General features: G+C 51.4%; 19 protein-coding genes and 1 riboswitch. Of the genes, 15 read left to right on the top strand and 4 right to left on the bottom strand.

The features are described 5' to 3' along the window. Positions 1–492 precede the first annotated feature (492 nt). From GN112_RS13765 to GN112_RS13745, 5 genes are all read left to right on the top strand, one after another. On the top strand, positions 493–1,770 hold the full coding sequence (locus GN112_RS13765; RefSeq protein WP_155310746.1) for a double-cubane-cluster-containing anaerobic reductase: 1,278 nt from the start codon (positions 493–495) through the stop codon (positions 1,768–1,770). After that, the gene (locus GN112_RS13760) at positions 1,751–2,902 is read left to right on the top strand and encodes a (Fe-S)-binding protein (RefSeq protein ID WP_155310745.1); all 1,152 of its coding nucleotides are present in this window, start codon (positions 1,751–1,753) and stop codon (positions 2,900–2,902) included. Before GN112_RS13765 ends, GN112_RS13760 begins: the two co-directional genes overlap by 20 nt. A gap of 38 nt (positions 2,903–2,940) precedes the next feature. Then, positions 2,941–3,699 carry an acyl-CoA dehydratase activase gene (locus GN112_RS13755; RefSeq protein WP_155310744.1) on the top strand — a complete coding sequence of 253 codons (759 nt, stop codon included), beginning with the start codon at positions 2,941–2,943 and terminating at the stop codon, positions 3,697–3,699. Positions 3,700–3,748: 49 nt separating this feature from the next. Then, a riboswitch (cobalamin riboswitch) is annotated at positions 3,749–3,925 on the top strand. After that, entirely contained in the window at positions 3,919–5,028 is a 1,110-nt protein-coding gene (locus GN112_RS13750) for a helix-turn-helix domain-containing protein (protein WP_231717021.1), read from the top strand. (Overlaps the previous riboswitch by 7 nt.) 178 nt (positions 5,029–5,206) lie before the next feature. Then, positions 5,207–5,716: a TonB-dependent receptor plug domain-containing protein gene (locus tag GN112_RS13745; RefSeq protein ID WP_162458930.1), complete on the top strand. Its 510-nt coding sequence runs from the start codon at positions 5,207–5,209 to the stop codon at positions 5,714–5,716. Here GN112_RS13745 and GN112_RS13740 read toward each other — a convergent pair. Both GN112_RS13740 and GN112_RS13735 read right to left on the bottom strand, forming a co-directional pair. Next, the gene (locus GN112_RS13740) at positions 5,628–7,031 is read right to left on the bottom strand and encodes a hypothetical protein (RefSeq protein ID WP_155308406.1); all 1,404 of its coding nucleotides are present in this window, start codon (positions 7,029–7,031) and stop codon (positions 5,628–5,630) included. The genes GN112_RS13745 and GN112_RS13740 overlap by 89 nt on opposite strands. A 55-nt stretch (positions 7,032–7,086) precedes the next feature. Next, positions 7,087–7,959 carry a Druantia anti-phage system protein DruA gene (locus tag GN112_RS13735; protein ID WP_155308407.1) on the bottom strand — a complete coding sequence of 291 codons (873 nt, stop codon included), beginning with the start codon at positions 7,957–7,959 and terminating at the stop codon, positions 7,087–7,089. Between the two features lie 126 nt (positions 7,960–8,085). On the opposite strand from GN112_RS13735, the gene GN112_RS13730 reads away from it, so the two are divergent. From GN112_RS13730 to disA, 6 genes are all read left to right on the top strand, one after another. Then, positions 8,086–9,750, top strand: a complete 1,665-nt coding sequence (locus GN112_RS13730) for a TonB-dependent receptor (protein ID WP_155310742.1) — start codon at positions 8,086–8,088, stop codon at positions 9,748–9,750. 27 nt (positions 9,751–9,777) lie between these two features. After that, positions 9,778–10,041 carry a hypothetical protein gene (locus GN112_RS13725; protein WP_155310741.1) on the top strand — a complete coding sequence of 88 codons (264 nt, stop codon included), beginning with the start codon at positions 9,778–9,780 and terminating at the stop codon, positions 10,039–10,041. Between the two features lie 58 nt (positions 10,042–10,099). Next, entirely contained in the window at positions 10,100–10,669 is a 570-nt protein-coding gene (locus GN112_RS13720; RefSeq protein WP_155310740.1) for a GAF domain-containing protein, read from the top strand. Next, on the top strand, positions 10,666–11,574 hold the full coding sequence (locus GN112_RS13715) for a protein kinase family protein (RefSeq protein WP_231714176.1): 909 nt from the start codon (positions 10,666–10,668) through the stop codon (positions 11,572–11,574). Before GN112_RS13720 ends, GN112_RS13715 begins: the two co-directional genes overlap by 4 nt. Before the next feature lie 12 nt (positions 11,575–11,586). Continuing rightward, positions 11,587–12,030, top strand: a complete 444-nt coding sequence (locus GN112_RS13710; RefSeq protein ID WP_155310739.1) for a universal stress protein — start codon at positions 11,587–11,589, stop codon at positions 12,028–12,030. Between the two features lie 63 nt (positions 12,031–12,093). Next, positions 12,094–13,155 (top strand): DNA integrity scanning diadenylate cyclase DisA, encoded by a 1,062-nt coding sequence (gene disA / locus GN112_RS13705; protein WP_155310738.1) that lies wholly within the window; start codon positions 12,094–12,096, stop codon positions 13,153–13,155. Between the two features lie 241 nt (positions 13,156–13,396). On the opposite strand, the gene GN112_RS13700 is transcribed toward disA, so the two are convergent. Beyond that, entirely contained in the window at positions 13,397–13,630 is a 234-nt protein-coding gene (locus tag GN112_RS13700; protein ID WP_155310737.1) for a TonB-dependent receptor, read from the bottom strand. Between the two features lie 382 nt (positions 13,631–14,012). On the opposite strand from GN112_RS13700, the gene GN112_RS13695 reads away from it, so the two are divergent. Genes GN112_RS13695 through GN112_RS13680 form a run of 4 tightly spaced genes read left to right on the top strand, consistent with a single transcriptional unit; the run spans position 14,013 to position 17,605 of the window. Next, positions 14,013–14,882, top strand: coding sequence for a hypothetical protein (locus GN112_RS13695; RefSeq protein WP_155310211.1), 870 nt, complete (start codon positions 14,013–14,015; stop codon positions 14,880–14,882). After that, positions 14,840–16,402: a DDE-type integrase/transposase/recombinase gene (locus GN112_RS13690; RefSeq protein ID WP_162458929.1), complete on the top strand. Its 1,563-nt coding sequence runs from the start codon at positions 14,840–14,842 to the stop codon at positions 16,400–16,402. Before GN112_RS13695 ends, GN112_RS13690 begins: the two co-directional genes overlap by 43 nt. Then, positions 16,399–17,133, top strand: a complete 735-nt coding sequence (locus GN112_RS13685; protein WP_155310208.1) for an ATP-binding protein — start codon at positions 16,399–16,401, stop codon at positions 17,131–17,133. Before GN112_RS13690 ends, GN112_RS13685 begins: the two co-directional genes overlap by 4 nt. Before the next feature lie 13 nt (positions 17,134–17,146). After that, complete coding sequence (locus GN112_RS13680) at positions 17,147–17,605, top strand: hypothetical protein (RefSeq protein ID WP_155310207.1); 459 nt, start codon at positions 17,147–17,149, stop codon at positions 17,603–17,605. 177 nt (positions 17,606–17,782) lie between these two features. Here the strand turns inward: GN112_RS13680 and GN112_RS13675 are convergent, their stop codons facing one another. After that, positions 17,783–19,918, bottom strand: a complete 2,136-nt coding sequence (locus tag GN112_RS13675; protein WP_155310735.1) for a TonB-dependent receptor plug domain-containing protein — start codon at positions 19,916–19,918, stop codon at positions 17,783–17,785. Positions 19,919–20,166: the final 248 nt, after the last annotated feature.

The following is a 20,166-nucleotide window of genomic DNA, read 5'->3' as shown; positions in this document are numbered from 1 at the left end:
GCCAAACGGCTGGTCACAACGGATCAGTGGTGTCGAACAGCATCTTCAATTAACGGGATGTCGCGCAGAAATGCAGCCTTTCAGTCTTATCCAGTGCATACCGACCCGGGCAGCAAACCTGAGCACCGTCATGTAAAACCGAAAAGCCGAAGCATGGGTAAACCTTTATATCGTAGGTTGGTTAATGGTCATCCATTCTCTCAAGTGCCGGGAAATGTCAAATTAATAATGCCGATAAGTACGGCTGGACGAATAGATATAAACTGTTTGACTAATCTTGTGGTGCCCTCTAATTGCAGTTAATCAACCCTTCTCTGCGTGCTCGAGCGAAGCGGGCGAGAGAAAAACAGGCTGCCGAAATTGATTCCGGTCGGAACCCTGACAGGCGGTTTTGCCTGTCCGACAATGGCGTTTGAACAACCAAATTTAAAAGGGTAAAATCATCGAATACGGACAACCCGCAATCCAGTGCGGTGTTGACGAGGAGACAAAATGAGTGAAAATTATAATGCCATGTGGACCGACTTGGGCCTTGATCTCGAAGCCCACGATATGCTCCTGAATGTGTTGGGCCAGGCCTATCAGGATATCTACCTGGCACAGGAGAATCGGCCCGAGGGAATGGGCTATTTCGATTTTGTGATGAGCGAAGTCCACGGCCTGCGCATTAAGGAACTGATGGACGAGAAGGCTATCGGTCGCAAGATTATCGGTTCTTACTGCGTCTTTGTTCCCGAGGAGATCGTGCTGGCGGCCAATGCCACCCTGGTCGGTCTCTGTTCCGGTGCCGATTTCGCCACCGAGGATGTGGAACGGCTGTTGCCGCGCAACACCTGCGCATTGATCAAGTCGTCCTTCGGGTTCAAGGTCGGCAAAGTCTGCCCGTATCTGGAGAGTGCCGACATGATCGTGGGCGAAAACACCTGCGATGGCAAGAAAAAGTCCTATGAGACCCTGGGCGGCATGGTTGACAACCTCTATGTGATGGACCTGCCGCAGGTCAAGTCCGAAAACGGTAAGGCGCTGCTCAAGGCCGAATATCAGCGATTCAAGGCGGCGGTTGAAGATCTCACGGGTGTCGCCGTGACCGCCGGGTCCCTGAAAACAGCCATCCAGACGGTCAATGCCAAGCGCGCGGCCCTGCATCGGCTTTTCACCCTTCGCAGGGCCGACCCGGCCCCGATCTCGGGCCTGGATGCCCTTCTGGCCAACCAGGTGTTCTTTTATGACAATCCGGAACGATTTACCGATTCGGTGAACAAGATCTGCGATGAACTGGAAAAACGGATCGAATCCAAACAGGGCGTATTTGCGGAAAAAACCCCCCGTATCCTGGTTTCCGGCTGCCCCCAGGCGGTGCCCAACTGGAAACTGCCCATGATCGTCGAAACCGCCGGCGCGGTGATCGTCGGCGAGGAGTCCTGTGTGGGCGAACGCGGCACCCGCAACCTGACCGATGAATCCGGCGAGACGGTGGAAGAGATGATCGATGCCATTGTGGACCGCTATTTCATGGTTGACTGTGCCATTTTCACGCCCAATCCGGACCGGCTGGCGCATATCGAGCAAATGGTGGCCGATTACCGCGCCGATGGCGTGATTCATTACGGCCTGCAGTTCTGCCAGCCCTACCTGATGGAATCTATTCCTGTCGAGACGGCCCTGGAAGAGAAGCAGATCCCCTGTCTGCGTATTGAAACCGACTACAGCATGGAAGATGTCGGCCAGCTGAAAACGCGGGTGGAGGCCTTTGTCGAACAACTCCGATAGGATGGACAAGTACTCCACGCCACTCAGGCAAACGATCGATCGTATCGGTTCGACATGCACGGATTGCGGGGCGTGCCAGGCCGGCTGCGCCTTTCTGCAGCATTACGGGACACCAAAGGCGATTATCGAGAAATACGACTTCTCCGATCCGGCGAATCAGCAACTGGCCTTTGAATGCAGTCTCTGCGGCCTTTGTGGCGCCGTCTGTCCGGAAAAGCTGGATCCGGGGGAGCTTTTTCTCGCCATCCGGCGGGAGGCCGTGATTCATGAAAATGGCAACTTCGCCTCCTATCGCACCATACTGGCCTATGAGAAGCGGGGCTCGTCAGCGCTCTTCTCCTACTATGGGCTTCCCGACGGATGTGATACCGTTTTTTTCCCCGGCTGTACCTTACCCGGAACCCGTCCGGAATCCACCTGGCGGCTATTCGCCCACCTGCAGCGCAGCATCCCGGCGCTGGGCATCGTTTTCGACTGCTGCACCAAACCCAGTCATGATCTTGGCCGGCAGGGCCATTTCGATCGGATGTTTGCTGAAATGCGGGACTACCTGCGCTCCAACGGCGTCCGAAGGGTGCTGACTGCCTGCCCCAATTGCCACAAAATTTTTAAGCAGTACGGCAACGGGTTGGCGGTGGAAACCGTCTATGAAATTTTAAGCCGGGGAGAACTTCCCGCCGCTGCCCGAGGGGATGGCGAACTGGCCATCCACGATCCCTGCCCGCTTCGCAGGGAATCCGCCGTTCAGGACAGCGTGCGTACCATCCTGAGGCGAATGGGACTCACCGTGACTGAGATGAAACATCGCCGTGGCCGCACCCTCTGCTGTGGCGAAGGCGGCAGTGTGGGGTTCATGCGTCCGGAACTGGCCCGGAACTGGAGGCGAATCCGCAGCCGGGAAGCGCAAGGCCGCAAGCTGGTCACGTATTGTGCCGGTTGCGCCGGGTTTTTAAATCGCAAGACCCCGACCGTGCATCTCGCCGACGTGCTTTTTTTTCCTGAAAAGGCGCTCAACGGGAGTATGCGGGGGGCCGGCAGTCCGCTGACCTACATCAACCGTCTGATACTCAAGCGGCGCTTTAAAAAGAGTCTTGCCGCCGCCACCCAGCGGGCGGGCAGGAATCCTAGCTGACCATGCGTCCTTTTCAGACCACAGGAGTATGAATCGCAATGGCGAAACGGTTTGCAGGTATCGACATCGGATCGCGCACCATCGAACTGGTGGTGGTCGATGAGGCCGATGAAATTTTAGAGAGCCACCAGGCCGACACCGGTTTCGACCCCATGGCCGAGGCCAAGAAAATGATCGCGGGAGTGGCTTTCGACCGCATCATGGCCACCGGCTATGGCCGCAACCTGTTCGAGATATCCTTTGATGCGTCAACAGTGACGGAAATCAAGGCCCACGCCCGGGGCGCCCGTGCGCTGTTTCCCGACGTTCGAGCGGTTATCGACATCGGTGGGCAGGACAGCAAAGCCATTGCCATGCTGGATAACGGCCGGGTGAAGAAATTCGAGATGAACGACCGCTGTGCCGCCGGCACCGGAAAATTTCTGGAGATCATGGCCCGCACCCTGGGATTTGCCATCGACGATTTCGGCCGCGAAGCGCTGCTGGCGGAAAAGGGCCTCAACATCTCCAGCATGTGCACGGTTTTTGCCGAATCCGAAGTGACCTCCCTGATTGCCAAGGGGGAGAACCGCCGGGAGATTGCCCGGGGATTGCACGCCAGCGTCATCCGCCGGGCAGCCGGCATGATCAACCGTGTTTCCACGGAAGGGGATATCGCCTTTACCGGCGGCGTGGCCAACAACCCTTGTATGCACAAACTGCTGGAAGAAAAGCTGGGGCGCACCATTCGGCTGCCGGACGATCCCCAACGGGTGGGTGCGCTGGGTGCGGCACTGCTGGCCAAGGAGACGGCATAGTAAAAGAAGAGCAAATACGCTTGACTTTTCGCTTCTTGTTATGTAGTCGGAAAATCAAAATTTATCTGGTGCCGTTGGCTTAATAGGGAATTCCGTGCGATTCGGAAACGGGCCCGCCGCTGTGATCGGTGACAAATGCTGCACAATGCCACTGTTGATATAACGGGAAGGCGCAGCATGAGGATGATCTGAGAGTCAGAAGACCTACCTGATAAAACGTTGAGCAACCGTGTATGGCAATGCCGGTTACTCAGGATCTATCTGGATAAAAAAGGGATATCCCTGGATCGTAACCTGTTTGCGATTCAGGGATTTTTTATTTTTTATATGCAGAAATGTGAGGCCGAAAAAAAAACGGAAATATCGCAAGATGATCCCCTTGATTCCCAAACTATGGGAAAAGGCTGCGTTGAGCAATGCCTGAGAATTTCACAATGTCTCGGTGAAGGGACGATGAAGGCGTATCACTTCAAAAGTGGAATTCACGTATTTATTAATAATTATAATATATTTCATAAGGTTAAAATCGAGCACGGCGGTGATTGCCCCACATACGGTTTCAGTTTCTGGCTTTCCGGAACTACAAAATTAGATCTGTATTGCTTAAAAAAAAGTTTGGTCTTTAAGAATAGGGAAAGCGGATTTTTCTATTTTCCAAGCCGCGAAGGCTTTTTTGAAGACATGCCCGGAACCCGGATAAATAACATTGTCGTATTGATAGATCCCTATTCCTTAGGTGCCTTGATGGAAGAGGAGTTGTACAATATCCTCATTAACTTAAAAGTCCCTTTAAGAGACAATGGGAGTATAAGCGAACCGTTTGATTGCACGGATAGTATCACCCCTTCTATGCACATGATCTTGCAACAAATCATTCATTGCCCTTATCAAGGGGCAGGCCATCGAATTTTTATCGAGGCCAAGGCAATGGAGTTGATTGCGTGCAAGCTTGACCAGCTTAACCCGAGCATACGCAAACAAGAAAAGACCGCTCGATTAAAATCCTGTGACATTGACAGAATACATTACGCAGGGGAATTGTTGGTAAAAAACCTTCAATCCCCTCCGAATATAATTGAACTATCTAAGGCAATAGGTGTCTCTCGTACAAAATTGTATCATGATTTCAATCTGTTCTACGGCACAACACCTACGGAATATCTTCGATTCAAGCGTATAGAAAAGGCCAAAAGGATGGTTCAGAATAAAAATTTGAGCTTGACTCAAATTGCCTATTCCCTTGGCTATTCAAACTCCAGCCATTTTGCAAAAGCGTTCAGGGAACATTTTGGCATGCCTCCCAGCCGGTATCGTCAAAATGAACGATGATGACAAAAAAAATGGACCTGTATGGTAGCCCTCCTTTTTTTTTATGCCTATAGATACCTCCACGATTGTCTATAACCAACCGGTTTAAAACAATAAACGCAACTAACTTACCATCATCATGGGCAATGAGGATTGGAGCTGCCCCATCAGTCTTCAAACCGGCACCAAGGAGGAATCTGTGACTTTTCAATCGATTAAGCTCAGTATACTTTGCATTCTTTCTGTAAGCTTGGCATTTTCAATACTCACAAAGGAGGTGAATGCCGATGAGAATGAAAGCTATCGCCTTGATGAAATAACGGTTACGGCAAATAAACATGAGGAGAAAATTCAAGAAATTCCCGCATCCATAAGCGTATTTACGGCAATAGATCTTGAGGATGCCAATATAACGACCCTATCGGATCTCCTGAATTTAGTTCCCAACCTTAAGGCAAACGACAACAACGGCATTAGAGACATTAGTTTCAGAGGATTGGGCAGCAGCAGATATACATTTAAGAACCCTGTAACCATCTATATAGACGGCGTCCCCAGTGACAAGGTGTTGTTTACGGACATTGATTTTAACAACGTGGAAAGAGTGGGTGCAATCCCATTTAGGGGCAAGCTTCAAATGTTCCTCGATTCAGTTGTAGCAAGTGTTCCAGCATATTATCCCAACGCCCGCAAAGTAATGTGCTCCTGAGAAAAAGCATGACCTCAGCGGTCTCACGCTTCCAAAAAATACCCGGCGCTTTCAACCGAAGATTGATCACGCGACGTATCGCGCTTTCAACACAACCGCTGCCGGTCGGCAGATTTAATAACCGAAAGGCCGCATACTGCATGCGGCGGAGATTTTTCACAAAGTAATTGTTGAACTTGTTCAATGCTTTCTTTAGCTTCGACGGATACGTGATGTACTGACGAATCTGATTTCGGATTTCCATCAAATTTCCTTGCCATAACAGGTCCTTCCAATTCTTGAGAATCGCCGTTCGCTCTTTGGCTTCAAGGGTTTTGGGAAGATGATCCGCGACAATATGCAAATTCTGTTTGGCATGGGTATAGTCGATCACTTGGAAACACGTCTTGGCTTCAAGCTTTTCTGCCAGTGAGGAAAATCGTTTCCAATATCTGCGATCGCCATCCGCGCAGAAAATTACTCCGTCGGCCTGGTCAACGCCGATTTGACGAAGATAATCTTCCAATAATTCAAACGCACCGTTGATGTCGGCCATCGTGGCATCGTAAAGCGGGGCAATTTCCTTGATCGGATTTGCCTGGGCGTCGAGCCATTGAATAACGATTTGTGTCGGCTCCCGCCAGTCGGAATAATATCCTCTCCGTTTTTGATGGGAAGCCAACCGCCCCTTTTTGGTCCGGCGTTCACGAAGGCGGCCACCATCAATGCACACGAACAAAACGCGGCCGGTTACATGGTCATTTTCCGATAATGTTATCCGATGCCGATTCTCCATGGAGCGATTGCCCATGTGCATACACAACCGCCGGATCGTTTTAATATCCATGTCGATGCCAACAGAAGACAAGGTCCGATTGGCAATCTCAAATGACGGACACAATAAGCTTGCCTGAACAGACGCCGATGCCAAAACAGCGCTGCAACGATCCATAAAACCCAGATAGGCCAACCCCAGGTGAATACCGCTTTTCGGTTTCCGTTTCTTCCTTTTACGACCACGGCGAGATTTCGGAAGCGCTTTGGCAAAATAAGGGGATTCAATCGGTAGCGATCGGCCGGATAAAAGCCGAATGCTGGTGGGTTTGAATCCCTTGAAGCGAAATCCGAGTTTTGCTGCCAGCTTTTTTACGGCTTTAAAAAAACATGGATCGGAAAACAGATTTTCAATGGAAGATACAATCAAGTCCTCAATTGTGGAGAAGAGGGCTGTGCGCAGATCGATGATCAGCCGGTTGGCATCGGAATGTGTCTGGAAATTGGAAAGGGTTTCATCAATGGTCCGTTGCAGCTTTTGAATATCGACAGTGGTCTCCATGGCTCGCCTCGCAGATAGCAGGTTCTCGAATGCCTGCCGTGCAAGTAGCGAAGCTTCAGCCTGCGGCACATAAGCGCTTTTTGAAATCGGCTGTCAACGGATAAACGTACAGGTCTTTGACCGGCACCTTCAACTTTCGATAGCGATCTTGACGGCTGCGGCCTTTGGTTTGCCCCAATTTTAGCCAGTTGGCAGCCTGATAACAGGTCCCTTCAAAGCGGGAACGATCGACGAAGGTTTCGACCAGGCACAAATCGTGACCATAGCGCGTGGACCAATCGGACCGCAACCGCCTGAGACAAGCGCCCAGAATGAAACTGGCCAAGTTGGGAATGCGAACCCAGGGTAGAATCAAAAACCGGGTGTTGTTGGTCAACAGCTTCAGATTCCCTTGGCGTGTAGCCACGTTCCATCCGATGTAACGGTCTCGTGGTGTTGTTTTCCAGGCTGCCGATCCAAAAAGCAGGCAGGCCAGGGGCCTTTCGTGGCGATCATAGACCATATACTTCATATGCTCGCCAACGTGACCCCGGCACCCCAAATAATGGTAGCGATCCATTAGACAATGAAAAAGGTGATCGTTGTCTGAACGGCCACTGACCATGATGATTTCAACAGGACGAAGATCGTCCAGCACTCCCTCGATGGGGTCGCGACGATGAGGCATGTCAGGTATCTGCCGGGAATGATTTCCCGGTCGCAACGGTGGCGGCAGCACGATGAACTGGCGTTGTTCTAGCTTACGCAACATTGAACGGCAGGCAATATCTTTGGGCTGACCTTTATCGGTGCGCCAATTCCACATTCGGCACAGTTCGATGGATAACCGACTGCGGTGCCAATCCGGATTGTCGGCCATCAGCCGACGAATCAGTTCAATATCTTCGGAAAATAATTTGCGCCCCTGAATGGTCATGCTCTCACTCATGGACGACACCTTATCGAAGATAGCGTTTTGAGTCCAGCTTTATTTTTCAAAGAGCGAGAAAATCGGTACCATTACGCCTGTTAGTAAATTTGCCCCAATTTGGGTTTACACCCGGAAAGAGTTGAGGTGTTGAGAGGTGCACAAGGTGTTTTATACGGTAAGAATTCCATCGGTGGTATTATCAACGTTATCACCAAACAGTCGGGAAATGCCGTGGAAGGAAAAATCAATACCGAGTTTGCAGAGCACCAGACCTATGGTGCGAAGGGGTGTGTCAATGCCCCCCTAATAACAAATAGACTGTATTTGAGTCTTTCGGACAATTATAGAAAAACAGACGGATACATGACAAACGATCACCCTGATGAAGACACATACGGCGGTTATTATGAAAACAGTTTCAGAACCAGGATGAACTGGTTGCCGACGGATATGTTGGAAATGGATTTTAATGCATCTTTTTACAAACACTCAGGCGATCATACCTCAACGATTTATGGCAACACGAATGAGGTCGTCTATCATTCATACAAAGATCCCGATGATGAACTGTCAAAGGACTCATTGAATTTAAGCATGAGCATAAACTACAGCTTTGAAAAGGCAGAATTAAAAATTATCAGCACGTATACGGATGCCATGTATGACAGGTTCAGCAAAAGGCTCTATGAAGGGGCTTCCATGATAGACGGTGGCATGAAGCTGGAACTCGATACCTTTACCCAGGAAGTTCGTATTCAATCGGCTGCTGATAATTCATTCAAGTGGATGGCTGGGCTGTTCTACTCAAATGAAGATATTGATAATAAAAAACAGTTTGCCGTCTATGATACCCATGAAACGTTGGGATATGATAAACATATGAACTGGCCTACCAAAACCTATGAAGACACCATTGCCGCATTTGGAGAGGTCACCCTACCCTTTGGAAGATTCAACCTCACTACGGGTATCAGATATGAACGAACCGATGCGGCAATGGATTACCGATATGAAGAAAGCCGGGAAGACACAGGAGCGTTGGTCAAGGACCCGGTCACCTATCATACTGAGGATGACTGGGATGTCTTGATTCCCAAAGGTGTTCTGTCTTGGCAGTACAGTGACAACTGCATGATCTATGCAAGTATCGCCAAAGGCTATCTGGCCGGGGGATACAATTTGGCTGAGGCCGATGCGGATTATGCAAGGATTGATAATCAAACATCCATTAATTATGAAGCAGGATTCAAAACAATGCATTTTGGCAACCGAATAATGTTGAATGCTGCGATATATTATATGGATATTAAAGATATACATGTTCTTATAGAGGGGATTGATACTGGAACATTTATTGCCTCAAATGCAGGGGCGGCACATAGTCAGGGCATTGAAATCGAGAGTGTCTTCAATGTTATGAAGGGTCTTGATTTGATGGCATCCTTTGGGATTATCGATGGTGAATATGATGAGTATCTTTATGATAAAAATACGGACTATTCCGGAAATAATCTCATACGTACACCGGAGTATAGTTTTAATGTCGGCATATCATACCGGCATGATTCAGGACTCTTTGCACGCGCTGATGTTTGCGGATATGGTGATACGTATTTTAACCCTGGCAACACTAAAAAACAGAGCTCATATGAAATATATAATGTTAAAATAGGCTATGAAGCTTCATCATGGGAAGTCTATGGTTATGGCAAAAATATTTTTGATGAAGAATATTTTACCAACATGGATGTATTGAATACCGTCGGAGCACCCAGCACATTTGGTATAATTGCCACCTTAAAGTATTAAGGTGGCAAAGCTCAACGCAGAATACGGATGAAAAGACAAGCAGGCACAATGGGTCTCTTTCTGAAGGCCAACGGGTTGCTGAAGATGGTCATGGACCGCGGCATCGGGTTGCACTACCATATCGATGGATTATGGGGCAAACTGTCCGTCGGAATCGCCATTGCCACCATCGCGGCCGATTATAAGAATGAGGGCCAATGGATAAAACCCACCAACAAGAATACACCCAAATGCGGCTGCCCTGCCGCAGGCGGATTAGTGCCTTGTCTAAAACCGATACCTGTGGAATAATATTTCAGATTACTATCCCGCCTTGATCGAATCAGGAACCAGGAGCGAGGAGGCAACCATGCGCCAAGCACCGCAGAACCGATTCCACCTCAAGCATTTCAAAGCCATCAGCCTGGCCATTTCCCAATATGAAGACTTGGATATGCTTATGAACCATTTTGTGGAAGGGCTGTGCCTGACCTTTAAAATCAAAGGGGCCAGTGTGCTGCTCCATGACGAACAGGAGTCCCAGCTGTTCCGGGTGGCCAGTTACGGCGTCAGTGAGGACTATCTGGCCAAGGGGCCGCTGTTTGTGGATACCAAGGACGACGCATTCACCCAGGGACGGCCGGTTTTCATCAACGACATGCTCAGTGATCCGCGCGTCCAGTACGGTGACGCGGCGCGCAGCGAGGGTATCGTCGCCATGCTCTCCTTCCCCATCAAATGCCGCAGCACGGTAGTGGGCCTGATCCGCTGTTATCACACGGCACCCATCACGCTGCACGAAGAGGATGTGGATTCCGTTGCCGTTCTCTCCCAGCTTCTGGGGCTGGTGATCGAAAACAACGGTCTGAAGAATTTTGTCAACCATGTGCAGATCGCCGTGTCGGGCCTGCCCCTGCGACTGCGCAAGGGAAATGGATGATGGCTGCGGCCCGTTGCTTCAGCGATACATCGGATTTCCTCTCCATTCGTTCCGGGGATCATATCCTGCTGGACGGCCGGCGGTTTCTGGTAACCGGTGAAGAGCGCGAACGCCGTTTCGGAATCGAAGACCCGAAGTTCTGGGTCAAGCGGGTCGTCGAGGAGGAGACCGGCGACCGCAAGATCGCCAAATTGTCGTTTTTTGAGAGTTTCAATACCCGGCTGGGAGAACTGGTGATCCGGTGTTACCGCAGCCCGGAGAAGGAGGAGCGCATCCTCGACCTGTGCCGGAATCACCCGGGCTTCATGCAGGGGGTCACTTTTCCGGATGCCAAAGGCAACCGGGTACGAGTCCTGGAAATTGTGCGCGGGAAAAACTTCATGCTCTACCTGGACAGCCTGCGGATGCCCCACGTACAGTACTTTGAAACCGAACTGCCCGGCATCCTGCGGCACCTGTGCGAGGCCTTTGCGGCCATCGGTTTGTTACATGCCCATGGTTTTCGCCATGGCGACATTCGCAACGATCATATTATCGTCGAAAGGCGGTCCGGCCGTTACGTCTGGATCGATTTCGATTATGATTTCGAGGCTCCGGAAAATCCGTTCGGCCTGGATCTGTTCGGGATCGGCAACATCCTGATCTATGCCGTCGGCAAGGTGTTTCACAATTCGTATATGATCAAAAACGATACCTACACCTACCACGACCTGATCGAACGCCTGGAACCGGACGATTTCTCCATTTTGCATCCCAACCGGCTGGTCAATCTGCGCAAGCTCTATCCGTATGTTCCGGTGATGCTGAACAATATCCTGATGCACTTTTCCGCCGGCACATCCATCACCTATGCGTCGGTTGACGAAATTATCGAAGATCTTGGTGGTTACCTCGCTTCCCTGTAAAGGAGGAGGCCCATGAAGCAATCCATACTGGTCGTTATGAACGACACCTCCCATTCAACCATGGTGGTCGATTTCTTAGCCCGCCTGCCGCTTGTTTTTTCCGAGGTGCAGGTCACTTTGATGCATGTCTTCAGAAAGCCCAGCGGCAGTGAGGAGATGATGGGGAAAAAGTTCATGCAGGCCCAGCAGGAGAAAACCGAGATGGCCATGTCCAGTGCCCGCCGGCGCCTCATGGAGGCCGGCTACCTGGCAGACCATATCCACACCCATCTGGAAACCGAGCCCTATGCGACGGTGGCCGACGGGATCATCGCTGAAATCGGGAAGGGCCGTTACGATATCGTGGTCATCAGTCGCCGGAAGATGTCCCGGTCGGAGGAGTTTGTGCTGGGCGATGCCAGTATCAAGGTGATTCGGGCGCTGGATCAGGCGGCCGTGGTGGTGGTCAAGTGTTGACGAATCCGACTGAACCAAACTGAACGGCCGATCTGCCCGAAACATCCCCAACGACCGGAGGTGATGATGGTTGCCAGCGAACTGATTCCCAAGATCAAAATGGTGGCCCCCGGCACGCTGTTGCGCCGCGCCCTGGATGACATTGTGATGGCGGAATTCGGTGCCCTGTTCGTCTTTCTTGACGATACCCAGGCCCAGGAGGAAATCCTGCAAGGCGGATTTTACATCGGGTCCAGCTTCTCGCCGGAGAAGCTGTATGAGCTGGCCAAGATGGACGGCGCCATCATCCTGGACGAAAGTGTCACCCGGATTCTGGCAGCCAATGTTCAACTGGCGCCCGATTCCTCGCTGCCGACCGATGAAACCGGCATGCGTCATCGGGCGGCGGAACGCACGGCGCGCCAGACCGGCAAATTCGTGCTGACCATTTCCCGGCGCAGGAAAGTCATTACTCTGTACTACAGGGACCACAAACACCAACTCCACGACATCAATCATCTCATCACCCGGATCTACCAGACCATCGGCACGGTGGAACGTTACAAGGGCAATCTCGACAAAAAGGCGGCGCGGATTCAGCGCGATGAATTTCTGGATCAGGTTCAGCTTGTCCAGGTGACCGAATTGATCCGCGACGGCGTCGCCATCATGAACCTTTTGGCCGAGATCGACCCGTATGTCATCGAAACCGGGACCGAGGGCCGCCTGCCGGCCATGCGCCTGAACAGCGTCAGGGAAGAGGTCGATGCCATGCTGCAGCTTTTTATCAAGGACTACGGCGTCCCGAAATACACGGACGCCGAAGTGGCCGGGGTGATCGACGCACTCGGACGCAGGGAACCAGCCGACAGCATCCGCATTGCAAACCACTTGGGATGGCGCGCGGTAACGGAGACCGACCTTCACGATATCGCAGTGACACCCCGCGGCTACCGGCTGCTCAAGCAGGTGGCCAAGATCCCGCTGGCCACGGCGGAAAATGTAATCGACCGTTTTGAGAATCTGACCAATCTCGGCTTTGCCGATAAGGATGCCCTGATGACGGTTGAGGGCATTGGCGAGAAACGCGCCAAATCCATCGTCGAGGGGATTCAGCTCATGCGCGATCGCGGGGGGTACCGCTAAGGCGATTGGCGGATAAGAATATACCAGGATGCGCAGGATTTTCATTCGTATTCAAGGCGGGCTTTTTTACGCATAGTGGGGCTATGTGTGGAAACGCCCAACGCAGAAGACGGATGAAAAGACAAGCAGGCGGGTATATTTTTTGACAGAAATCGCCTAAAAAAGGTCGGAAGCGGTATCAACCATACCGCTTCCGACCGATAGCGACTCTCAAAAACATTATCTTGAATGCTATATTTTCTTACAGGGACAGGTTGATCGTGCCCAATATCGTCTGGCCGGGGGCCTTGTAATATTCATAGTATTCCTCATCAAACAGATTGTCCACAGACAGGGTCAGGGAGAGTTTTTTACTGGGTTTGACCGTTATTTGGGCATCCACGACAAAAGAATCCGTATAATCATTGAACGCGTCGCTGGCATAGGGATCCCGATCATCATCATTGTCGTAGCTCACGAACTCAGAGACTCGCATCTCACGGACTCAGAGACTCAGAGCTCACTGACTCAGAGGCCCACGGACTCAGAGACTCAAAGCCCACTAACCCACTGACTCATTTTCAATTGTAGAAAAAAATATAGAACAAATAATCACGGCTCAGTCCTCCTCACCTCACTCACTCCGAACCTCCCATCACATACCTTGGCAATCGCATGTCCGCCCCCTTCAATTTTCATTCAGAGAGTTATCAAAAACAAAATCCGGTGCTCAGCATTTTTCACTGAAGCACCAGTTCATTTGTTCACCCGTAGAAAAAGGGTATTATACAGGGAGTTACAAACCGATTAGGAGGCGGGCTACAGAATTCGTCGATAAGGATGAAGGGGGCATTGGCCTGCCCCCTTCGGCAACCAAGATGGAGGCACCCATCCCGATCACCATAGCAATTACCAATGCTACTTACATTTGCCTTTATTCGCAAGGACTTCTTGACGATTATCTGGCCGAGACGATCTGTCCAAAATGTTCTGTCGATTGCGCCTGCCAGCAACCACCGCCATCACTTGAATTGACCAGATCCACCGTTTGTCGGACCTCCTACAAACTTGAAAAGGATCAAGAGGGTATCGATACGGTGGTCAAGGATATGGCCCAGATTGTTCTGGTTAGATGCCCCATATGTAAAAGCCGGTTCCGGTTGCTCCCGGCGGATATTCTTCCCTACAAACTTTACTCACTACCGGTTATCGAGCGTTCGGTAAGCCTATACAATCGAGGAGACATGGCATTGCGCCAAGTGGTTTGGAATCATTTTTACGGTGATCAAACCCCTGGGCACACGACACTTCACGCATGGACAGAAGGTTTGGGTGCTTGGTGGCTGGGCAGGCCGATGGGGGAAACGACCTTTTCCATACCGGCCACTCGGATCCAGGCGGAGTTGGAAATCCGTTACCCACAAATGTGTTCATTGCATGGTCAACCGGTTTGGATCAACCCGCATCGTTACCGCAGCCAGGGGCGCCGGGAACGTCTTGAAGCCTGCAAAAAATTTGAATTTGTCGGTTCGCTGATCGCGTCCGAAAATCCGCCAAACTTCGTTGAACTCGACTGTCTCATCGTCAGTTGGGGCAATTCGTTCGGCCTTGGCTTTAAAACCGGCATTCGCTGCACGGCGGCTGAACACATCGATTTTAAAAATATGCTAGCATGGGGCCAAATTCTTCCAGAGGAGCCCTTGTCATGTCCGATTCATGGGAGATCGCCGCCTGGCGGTTCGAAATGATCAGTCCACTTGTGGACGACAAACTGACCGAAGCGGAAAAACGGCGCATTCTTAGCGATCGTACGCGGAAGTCTGTTCAATGGCCGTGTTCGTCCCCAAAAAGGCCCATCGGCAGAAGCACACTGTTCCGGTGGATGAAAGATTACCGCGAAAAAGGCTTTTTGGGGCTGATGCCCAAGGTCAGAAAAGACAAGGGGCTGGCCCGCACCGACCGCAGTGAACAGGTGAACTACGCCCTGGGGCTTTTGTACGAAGAGCCCGGGCGCTCTTTGACCCAGCTGATGATTTACCTCGAATTGGAGTTCGGTGAGCTGTCCATGAGTCGCTCGACCCTGAGCCGTGATCTTCGCGCACACCCGGCATTTTTGGGCATTTTGCAACGCCGAAAGGCAGCAGGCAAAAAGCTGCGGGACCTGTACGAGACAGATCAGCCACACGAGATCTGGCAGATGGACGCCAAAGGCCCGTTTTCGGTAATGTTGACCGACGGCCAAACGATCCGGGTCCATGTGCTGTCGATCCTCGATGATTTTAGCCGATACATTCTGGCCGCCATCATCGCACAGGCTGAAAATATCCAAGCCGCCGTCAGGGTCTTTCGCCTGGCCGCATCCAAGTGGGGGATTGCCCTTCGCATGCAGTTTGACCGCGCCTCGGCTTATGACTCCGAAGTCTTCCGCACCGGCCTTGCCTTTTTGGGGGTTCATCGAAACTGGGTAAAATCCCGCAACCCAGAGGCACAAGGGAAAATCGAAGCTTATCACAGATCCCTGAAAAGATGGTTCGTCAAAGAGCTGCCAAACCAGGAAGTGGTCGATATCCATCATCTGGAGGCTCTGCTTCAGGCGACGATCGCTTTGGTCTACAACCGGCACCACCATCGTGAAATCAAGATGACCCCGGAACAAGCCCTGGCCCGACGCCTCTCAACACGGCGCGTCGGTGCCGAACAACTTGCCCAGGCATTTAAAATCGCCGTCCAGGCCAAAAGCCACCCGAAAACCGGCCAGGTGAATCTACCCAACGGCCTTTTCCGTGTGCCGACCCGCTTTGCAGGAAAAGAATGTGATTTTCGCTACGATCCGGTCAACACAGACCAAGCCTTGCTGATCATCGATGATGCGCACCAGATCCCGCTTGAACCCTTCACCAAAAAGCACCCCTTCGATTTTCAAAAGACAGAGGAAAAACGGGGCACCGGACAGCTGCAAAAACTTTTGGATGTCTGGCAGGGTCACTGCCGACCCAATGCCCAGCCCGGCTTCGGTTTGCCGGAAGTGTTTCGTGAGTTAAGCCGGCTGCTGCAGCGCCCCGTCCCCATCGACCAACGCGAAGCCGCGGCCATCGAAGCCTTTTATCGACAAAACGGCCCCTTGCCCGCACAGCCGTTTCACCAAGCGATCGACAAAACCGCCGACGCCCTTGGACCCAACCGTGCCCTGAAAACCTATCTGCAATACCTGGAAAGGCTTGTAAAGGCACAGGCAAATAAACCCGATCCCCAGGAGGACTCTCTATGAACCCATCGTCCTACTTTGTCTTTGACGACTTTGCACGGGCGCTTGAAAACCTTGAAAACGCCTTTCGAAACGAAAACGACCGTTATCTCATGTTAACCGGTGAGACCGGTGTCGGCAAAACCTGGCTGTGCCGGCAGCTGAACACCGTCCTGGACCGCTGCAGGCATCGCGTGCTGTATTTTTCTCACGCTCGTCATCTGAGTGCAACCGCCCTGGTCCGCGTGCTGGCCACCTGGATGAGGCTGCCCACCCGACGTTCTCACAGCGAAACGCTCCAGGGCCTGATATCCGCGCTTGGCGAACAACCCCACCAGTTACTGATATGGTTCGACGAAGCACACGAATTGGCCGATGAAACCCTGCTGGAGGCAAAGGCGCTGGCCGAAAGCAATCTTGACGACAGCTGCCCGGTACGCATCCTGCTGATCGGTATGCCTTTGCTGCGGGACAAAGTTCAGGCCATTGCCCCTTTGTGGCGACGTATCGTGGTTAGGGAAGAGTTGACCGGTTTGACATTCGATGAACTGCCTCCTTTTATCGAATATCACTTCGGCCCCGAAAATTTGCAGCGCATCTGTCAGCAGGGGATGCATATCCTGTTTGAACGCGCCAGAGGCATCCCGGGCCTGGTTGTCCCTATGCTCAAAAAAATCTTGGCCGAAAGCAAACCGGACGGCCCCATCGATCCCTTTACCCTCGACGACATCCTCCAACGCTGGGAACTGACATGAAAGGAGATATGCCATGAACCCGCAGCAAGCCGAAATCCTGCGTGACATCGTACAGCGCATGATGGCACGCTACATCACCGTCAAACCTCTGGGCATCGATCTGGGTGACAAAAGAAAACTGATCCCAGCGCTTGACTGCCGGATCCTTGATTACGGCGCCGCCAGAACGCTCTACCGGAACCGACGCCCTGTCTGCCGATCTCTGGATGCCGTCAAACCCATCAATGATCAGGAAAAACTCTGCCAGAAATGTATCGATAGAGAACCATGTACCGGCCAGGTGCGCTTGGATCTGTTGTTCGACAACACCCCTTACAGACTCCTGATCGCCTACACTTCCGCTAAAAACTTCCTGATCTACACCGGTAAACTCGTTGAAAAAAAACTTGAAATTCGATCCATCAATACCAAGATCGTCGTTGTTAACAGAGGCTCATGGGGTGAGTTGCGCTTCTGCCTTGCTAATATGTAGAGGAAAAATATACTGACTTCTTGTTGTAAGTCGGTTTTTTACGGTAGTTGCTTTTTGCATAGTTGGCGAAACGCCATCCACGCGGTAGGCTGTATCATCTGGTCATTTGAATCCGTCTTTATTATGGTCGATATGATATATGCTAACGTGACGATATCGAATGCTACCTGGATGGTCTCATGAAACGTGGGATGACAGTCTCAAAAAACGTGGCACACGACAATCATCATAAACACTGTCAGAGTATCTTAAGTTAACCGAAGCGTCCAGAAAATCGGTGAAATATCCTATCCAGAAGTTGAAGATATCCGTGGGCACCTCTGCCACCTCCCATCCAGCTTCATTGACTTCGGTCTGGGTATACTCGGACCAATGATGGGTGTAGTGGATACCGCCTTTCAGGTTATAAGGCAGGATAGCTTCAATGGCCGCTTCTATGCCGTCGACGTCAGCGGATTCGGCGTTGGTCCGTCTTTTTATGGTAACGGTCTCGCCGTTAATTACGTAATTTCTTGAAGCATTGACAATGAGGTCCTCGAACTCGTTCTGAAAATACGTGGCTTTGACGCGCAGGTGTTTGTCAAAAAACTCCCACTCCGTGCCGACTTCCCAGGATTTGTTTGTCGTAGGATCCAAGTCCGGGTTGCCCGCGGCATAAGTCGTTTCTCCCCCGATTGAATAACTATAGCTGGCGATTCGGTAATACAGGGAAGGGGCGGTAAATGATTCACCGTAAGAGGCACGCAACACGCCGTTCTCCCCCAGCCGGCAAACCACGGAGGCTTTGGGGCTGAACTGGCCGTCATCCGTATCCTCGCCGACCTCATGGTTTCCGTTAATATCATAATACTCCGTATCCGTGGCCCACCAATGGTCATACCGTCCCCCCAGATACAGGGTGGTAAAATCAACGGGCGTATATTCGGCCTGAACAAAGGTACCCCAGGTCAGACTTTCTCCCGAATCCTGCGACTGGGTGGATGCCCAACTGTCCGAATCACTGGGGCTGGACAAATTGTATTTGGTGACCTCAGCCGTCTCTTTTACCCCCTGGGTGCCCACGGTTAAAAGGACCCGGCTGTCCATCATGTAAAAGGTGGCGGACAGGTCGGCCTGGATGAGGTCGTTGTCTTCCACCTTGGTGTAGGCACTGGCAACCGAATGTGACTGGGTTTCTTTGTCGTTGTACCCCACAATGGCGTTGACATCCACCTTGCCCGGTACAGAGTAATCATAATGAAGGGTGTGGACAAAGGACTCTTTTTGATAGGCGGTTGCTGTAAACGTGGTGTCGCTCAGACTGGTCAGATAGTAGTCGGAGCCATCCTGGATGTATACATCGCCAGATGTAATCAGGTCACCGCTGTCATCGGTCAAATAGCTTTTCCCTCCCTCCCATCCATACTCAAATTGGCTGATATTAAAACTGTACCAGACTTTGGAATCATCGGAAAATTCATACCCGGTTTTTAAAAATGCACCGTAATCCTCATACCAGTTGTCCCCCTGGGTTCCGACAATGTAGCGGGTGTCTCCGGTCTGGGGATTAATATCAGAATCCACGTTTGTCGCAACAGGAATGGATGAGTCCAAGCCTCCGGTCACCGGGGCCGACAGCGTTTTATAGGTCGGGTTCGTTTCGTAACCGTCCGTGGTCCGGTATTTAAAACTCATGGAAAAGAAAAAATTGTCTCCAAGGTTTTTCTCCGCCCAGGAAAGACTCTCAGGATCGTCCGGGGCGGCAAAGGGACGGGCGGCAACGCGGGCGCTATAAAACTGTGTATTATCTTCCCCATAGGTAAAAGAGCCCTCGGCCTCCATGTCATAGGGAATCTTGGTGATATAGTTGATCACACCGGTCTGGGCAAGGGTGCCGTACAGGGCCGAAAAAGGACCCCGGACCACCTCGATTCTTTCTATATCCTTCATGGGGATGGCCCCGGTGTTGTAGTAATGGCCGTAATCGTACCAGTTAAGCCCGTCAACCATGACCAGGGCCCTGTTTCCACGAATCATCGGACGGGACCAGTAATCGGCAAGCCCTCTGTACTGGCGGGGATAAATCCCCTCTATTCGGAACAGAGGCTTGAAGGGATGCTCCGAATTAAAAGCCTGAATCTCGTCTTCGGAAATCACGGAAACCGATGCCGGTGAATCCAAGGGTGCTTTGGGCGTTTTCGTGGCAATTACCGTAATGGGCTCCAGTTGAAATACATCGTCCGTTTGTTCGCCGGCATCATCCACGGCATTGGCCGAAGTCCCCAAAGATAGCCCCCCAAACAGAAAAAATAGAACAAAAACGAATAGCTTCATACCTCTCACCTTCACCTTCATCTCCATGCCTCCTTTTTCCCTTATACAGTGCCATAAAAACCAAGTGCGCAAACAAATGACGGATTCGTAAAAAACCCGATATCGGCGTTACGCTTCATCCTTCGTCACTGCGGAGTACGATCAGTACGCCTCATTCCTCAGGATTCGCAAGCCTTGATCTCGGGCTTTTTACGAGTCCGTCTGAACGGCGACTTTTTACAAGACCATCAACAAATGCCTCTTCAACC

Origin of the sequence: Desulfosarcina ovata subsp. ovata (assembly GCF_009689005.1) — a bacterium.
GTDB classification, from domain to species: Bacteria; Desulfobacterota; Desulfobacteria; order Desulfobacterales; family Desulfosarcinaceae; genus Desulfosarcina; species Desulfosarcina ovata.
This window is presented reverse-complemented; position numbering and strand designations above follow the sequence as displayed.

What these genes read in the sequence shown, in the direction of transcription:
- GN112_RS13765 (WP_155310746.1), top strand. Translation starts at nt 493, where the DNA reads ATGAGTGAAAATTATAATGCCATGTGGACCGACTTGGGCCTTGATCTC.
- GN112_RS13755 (WP_155310744.1), top strand. Translation starts at nt 2,941, where the DNA reads ATGGCGAAACGGTTTGCAGGTATCGACATCGGATCGCGCACCATCGAA.
- GN112_RS13740 (WP_155308406.1), bottom strand. Translation starts at nt 7,031, where the DNA reads ATGGAGACCACTGTCGATATTCAAAAGCTGCAACGGACCATTGATGAA.
- GN112_RS13735 (WP_155308407.1), bottom strand. Translation starts at nt 7,959, where the DNA reads ATGAGTGAGAGCATGACCATTCAGGGGCGCAAATTATTTTCCGAAGAT.
- GN112_RS13725 (WP_155310741.1), top strand. Translation starts at nt 9,778, where the DNA reads ATGAAAAGACAAGCAGGCACAATGGGTCTCTTTCTGAAGGCCAACGGG.
- GN112_RS13720 (WP_155310740.1), top strand. Translation starts at nt 10,100, where the DNA reads ATGCGCCAAGCACCGCAGAACCGATTCCACCTCAAGCATTTCAAAGCC.
- GN112_RS13715 (WP_231714176.1), top strand. Translation starts at nt 10,666, where the DNA reads ATGATGGCTGCGGCCCGTTGCTTCAGCGATACATCGGATTTCCTCTCC.
- GN112_RS13710 (WP_155310739.1), top strand. Translation starts at nt 11,587, where the DNA reads ATGAAGCAATCCATACTGGTCGTTATGAACGACACCTCCCATTCAACC.
- disA (WP_155310738.1), top strand. Translation starts at nt 12,094, where the DNA reads ATGATGGTTGCCAGCGAACTGATTCCCAAGATCAAAATGGTGGCCCCC.
- GN112_RS13700 (WP_155310737.1), bottom strand. Translation starts at nt 13,630, where the DNA reads ATGCGAGTCTCTGAGTTCGTGAGCTACGACAATGATGATGATCGGGAT.
- GN112_RS13695 (WP_155310211.1), top strand. Translation starts at nt 14,013, where the DNA reads ATGGAGGCACCCATCCCGATCACCATAGCAATTACCAATGCTACTTAC.
- GN112_RS13690 (WP_162458929.1), top strand. Translation starts at nt 14,840, where the DNA reads ATGTCCGATTCATGGGAGATCGCCGCCTGGCGGTTCGAAATGATCAGT.
- GN112_RS13685 (WP_155310208.1), top strand. Translation starts at nt 16,399, where the DNA reads ATGAACCCATCGTCCTACTTTGTCTTTGACGACTTTGCACGGGCGCTT.
- GN112_RS13680 (WP_155310207.1), top strand. Translation starts at nt 17,147, where the DNA reads ATGAACCCGCAGCAAGCCGAAATCCTGCGTGACATCGTACAGCGCATG.
- GN112_RS13675 (WP_155310735.1), bottom strand. Translation starts at nt 19,918, where the DNA reads ATGAAGCTATTCGTTTTTGTTCTATTTTTTCTGTTTGGGGGGCTATCT.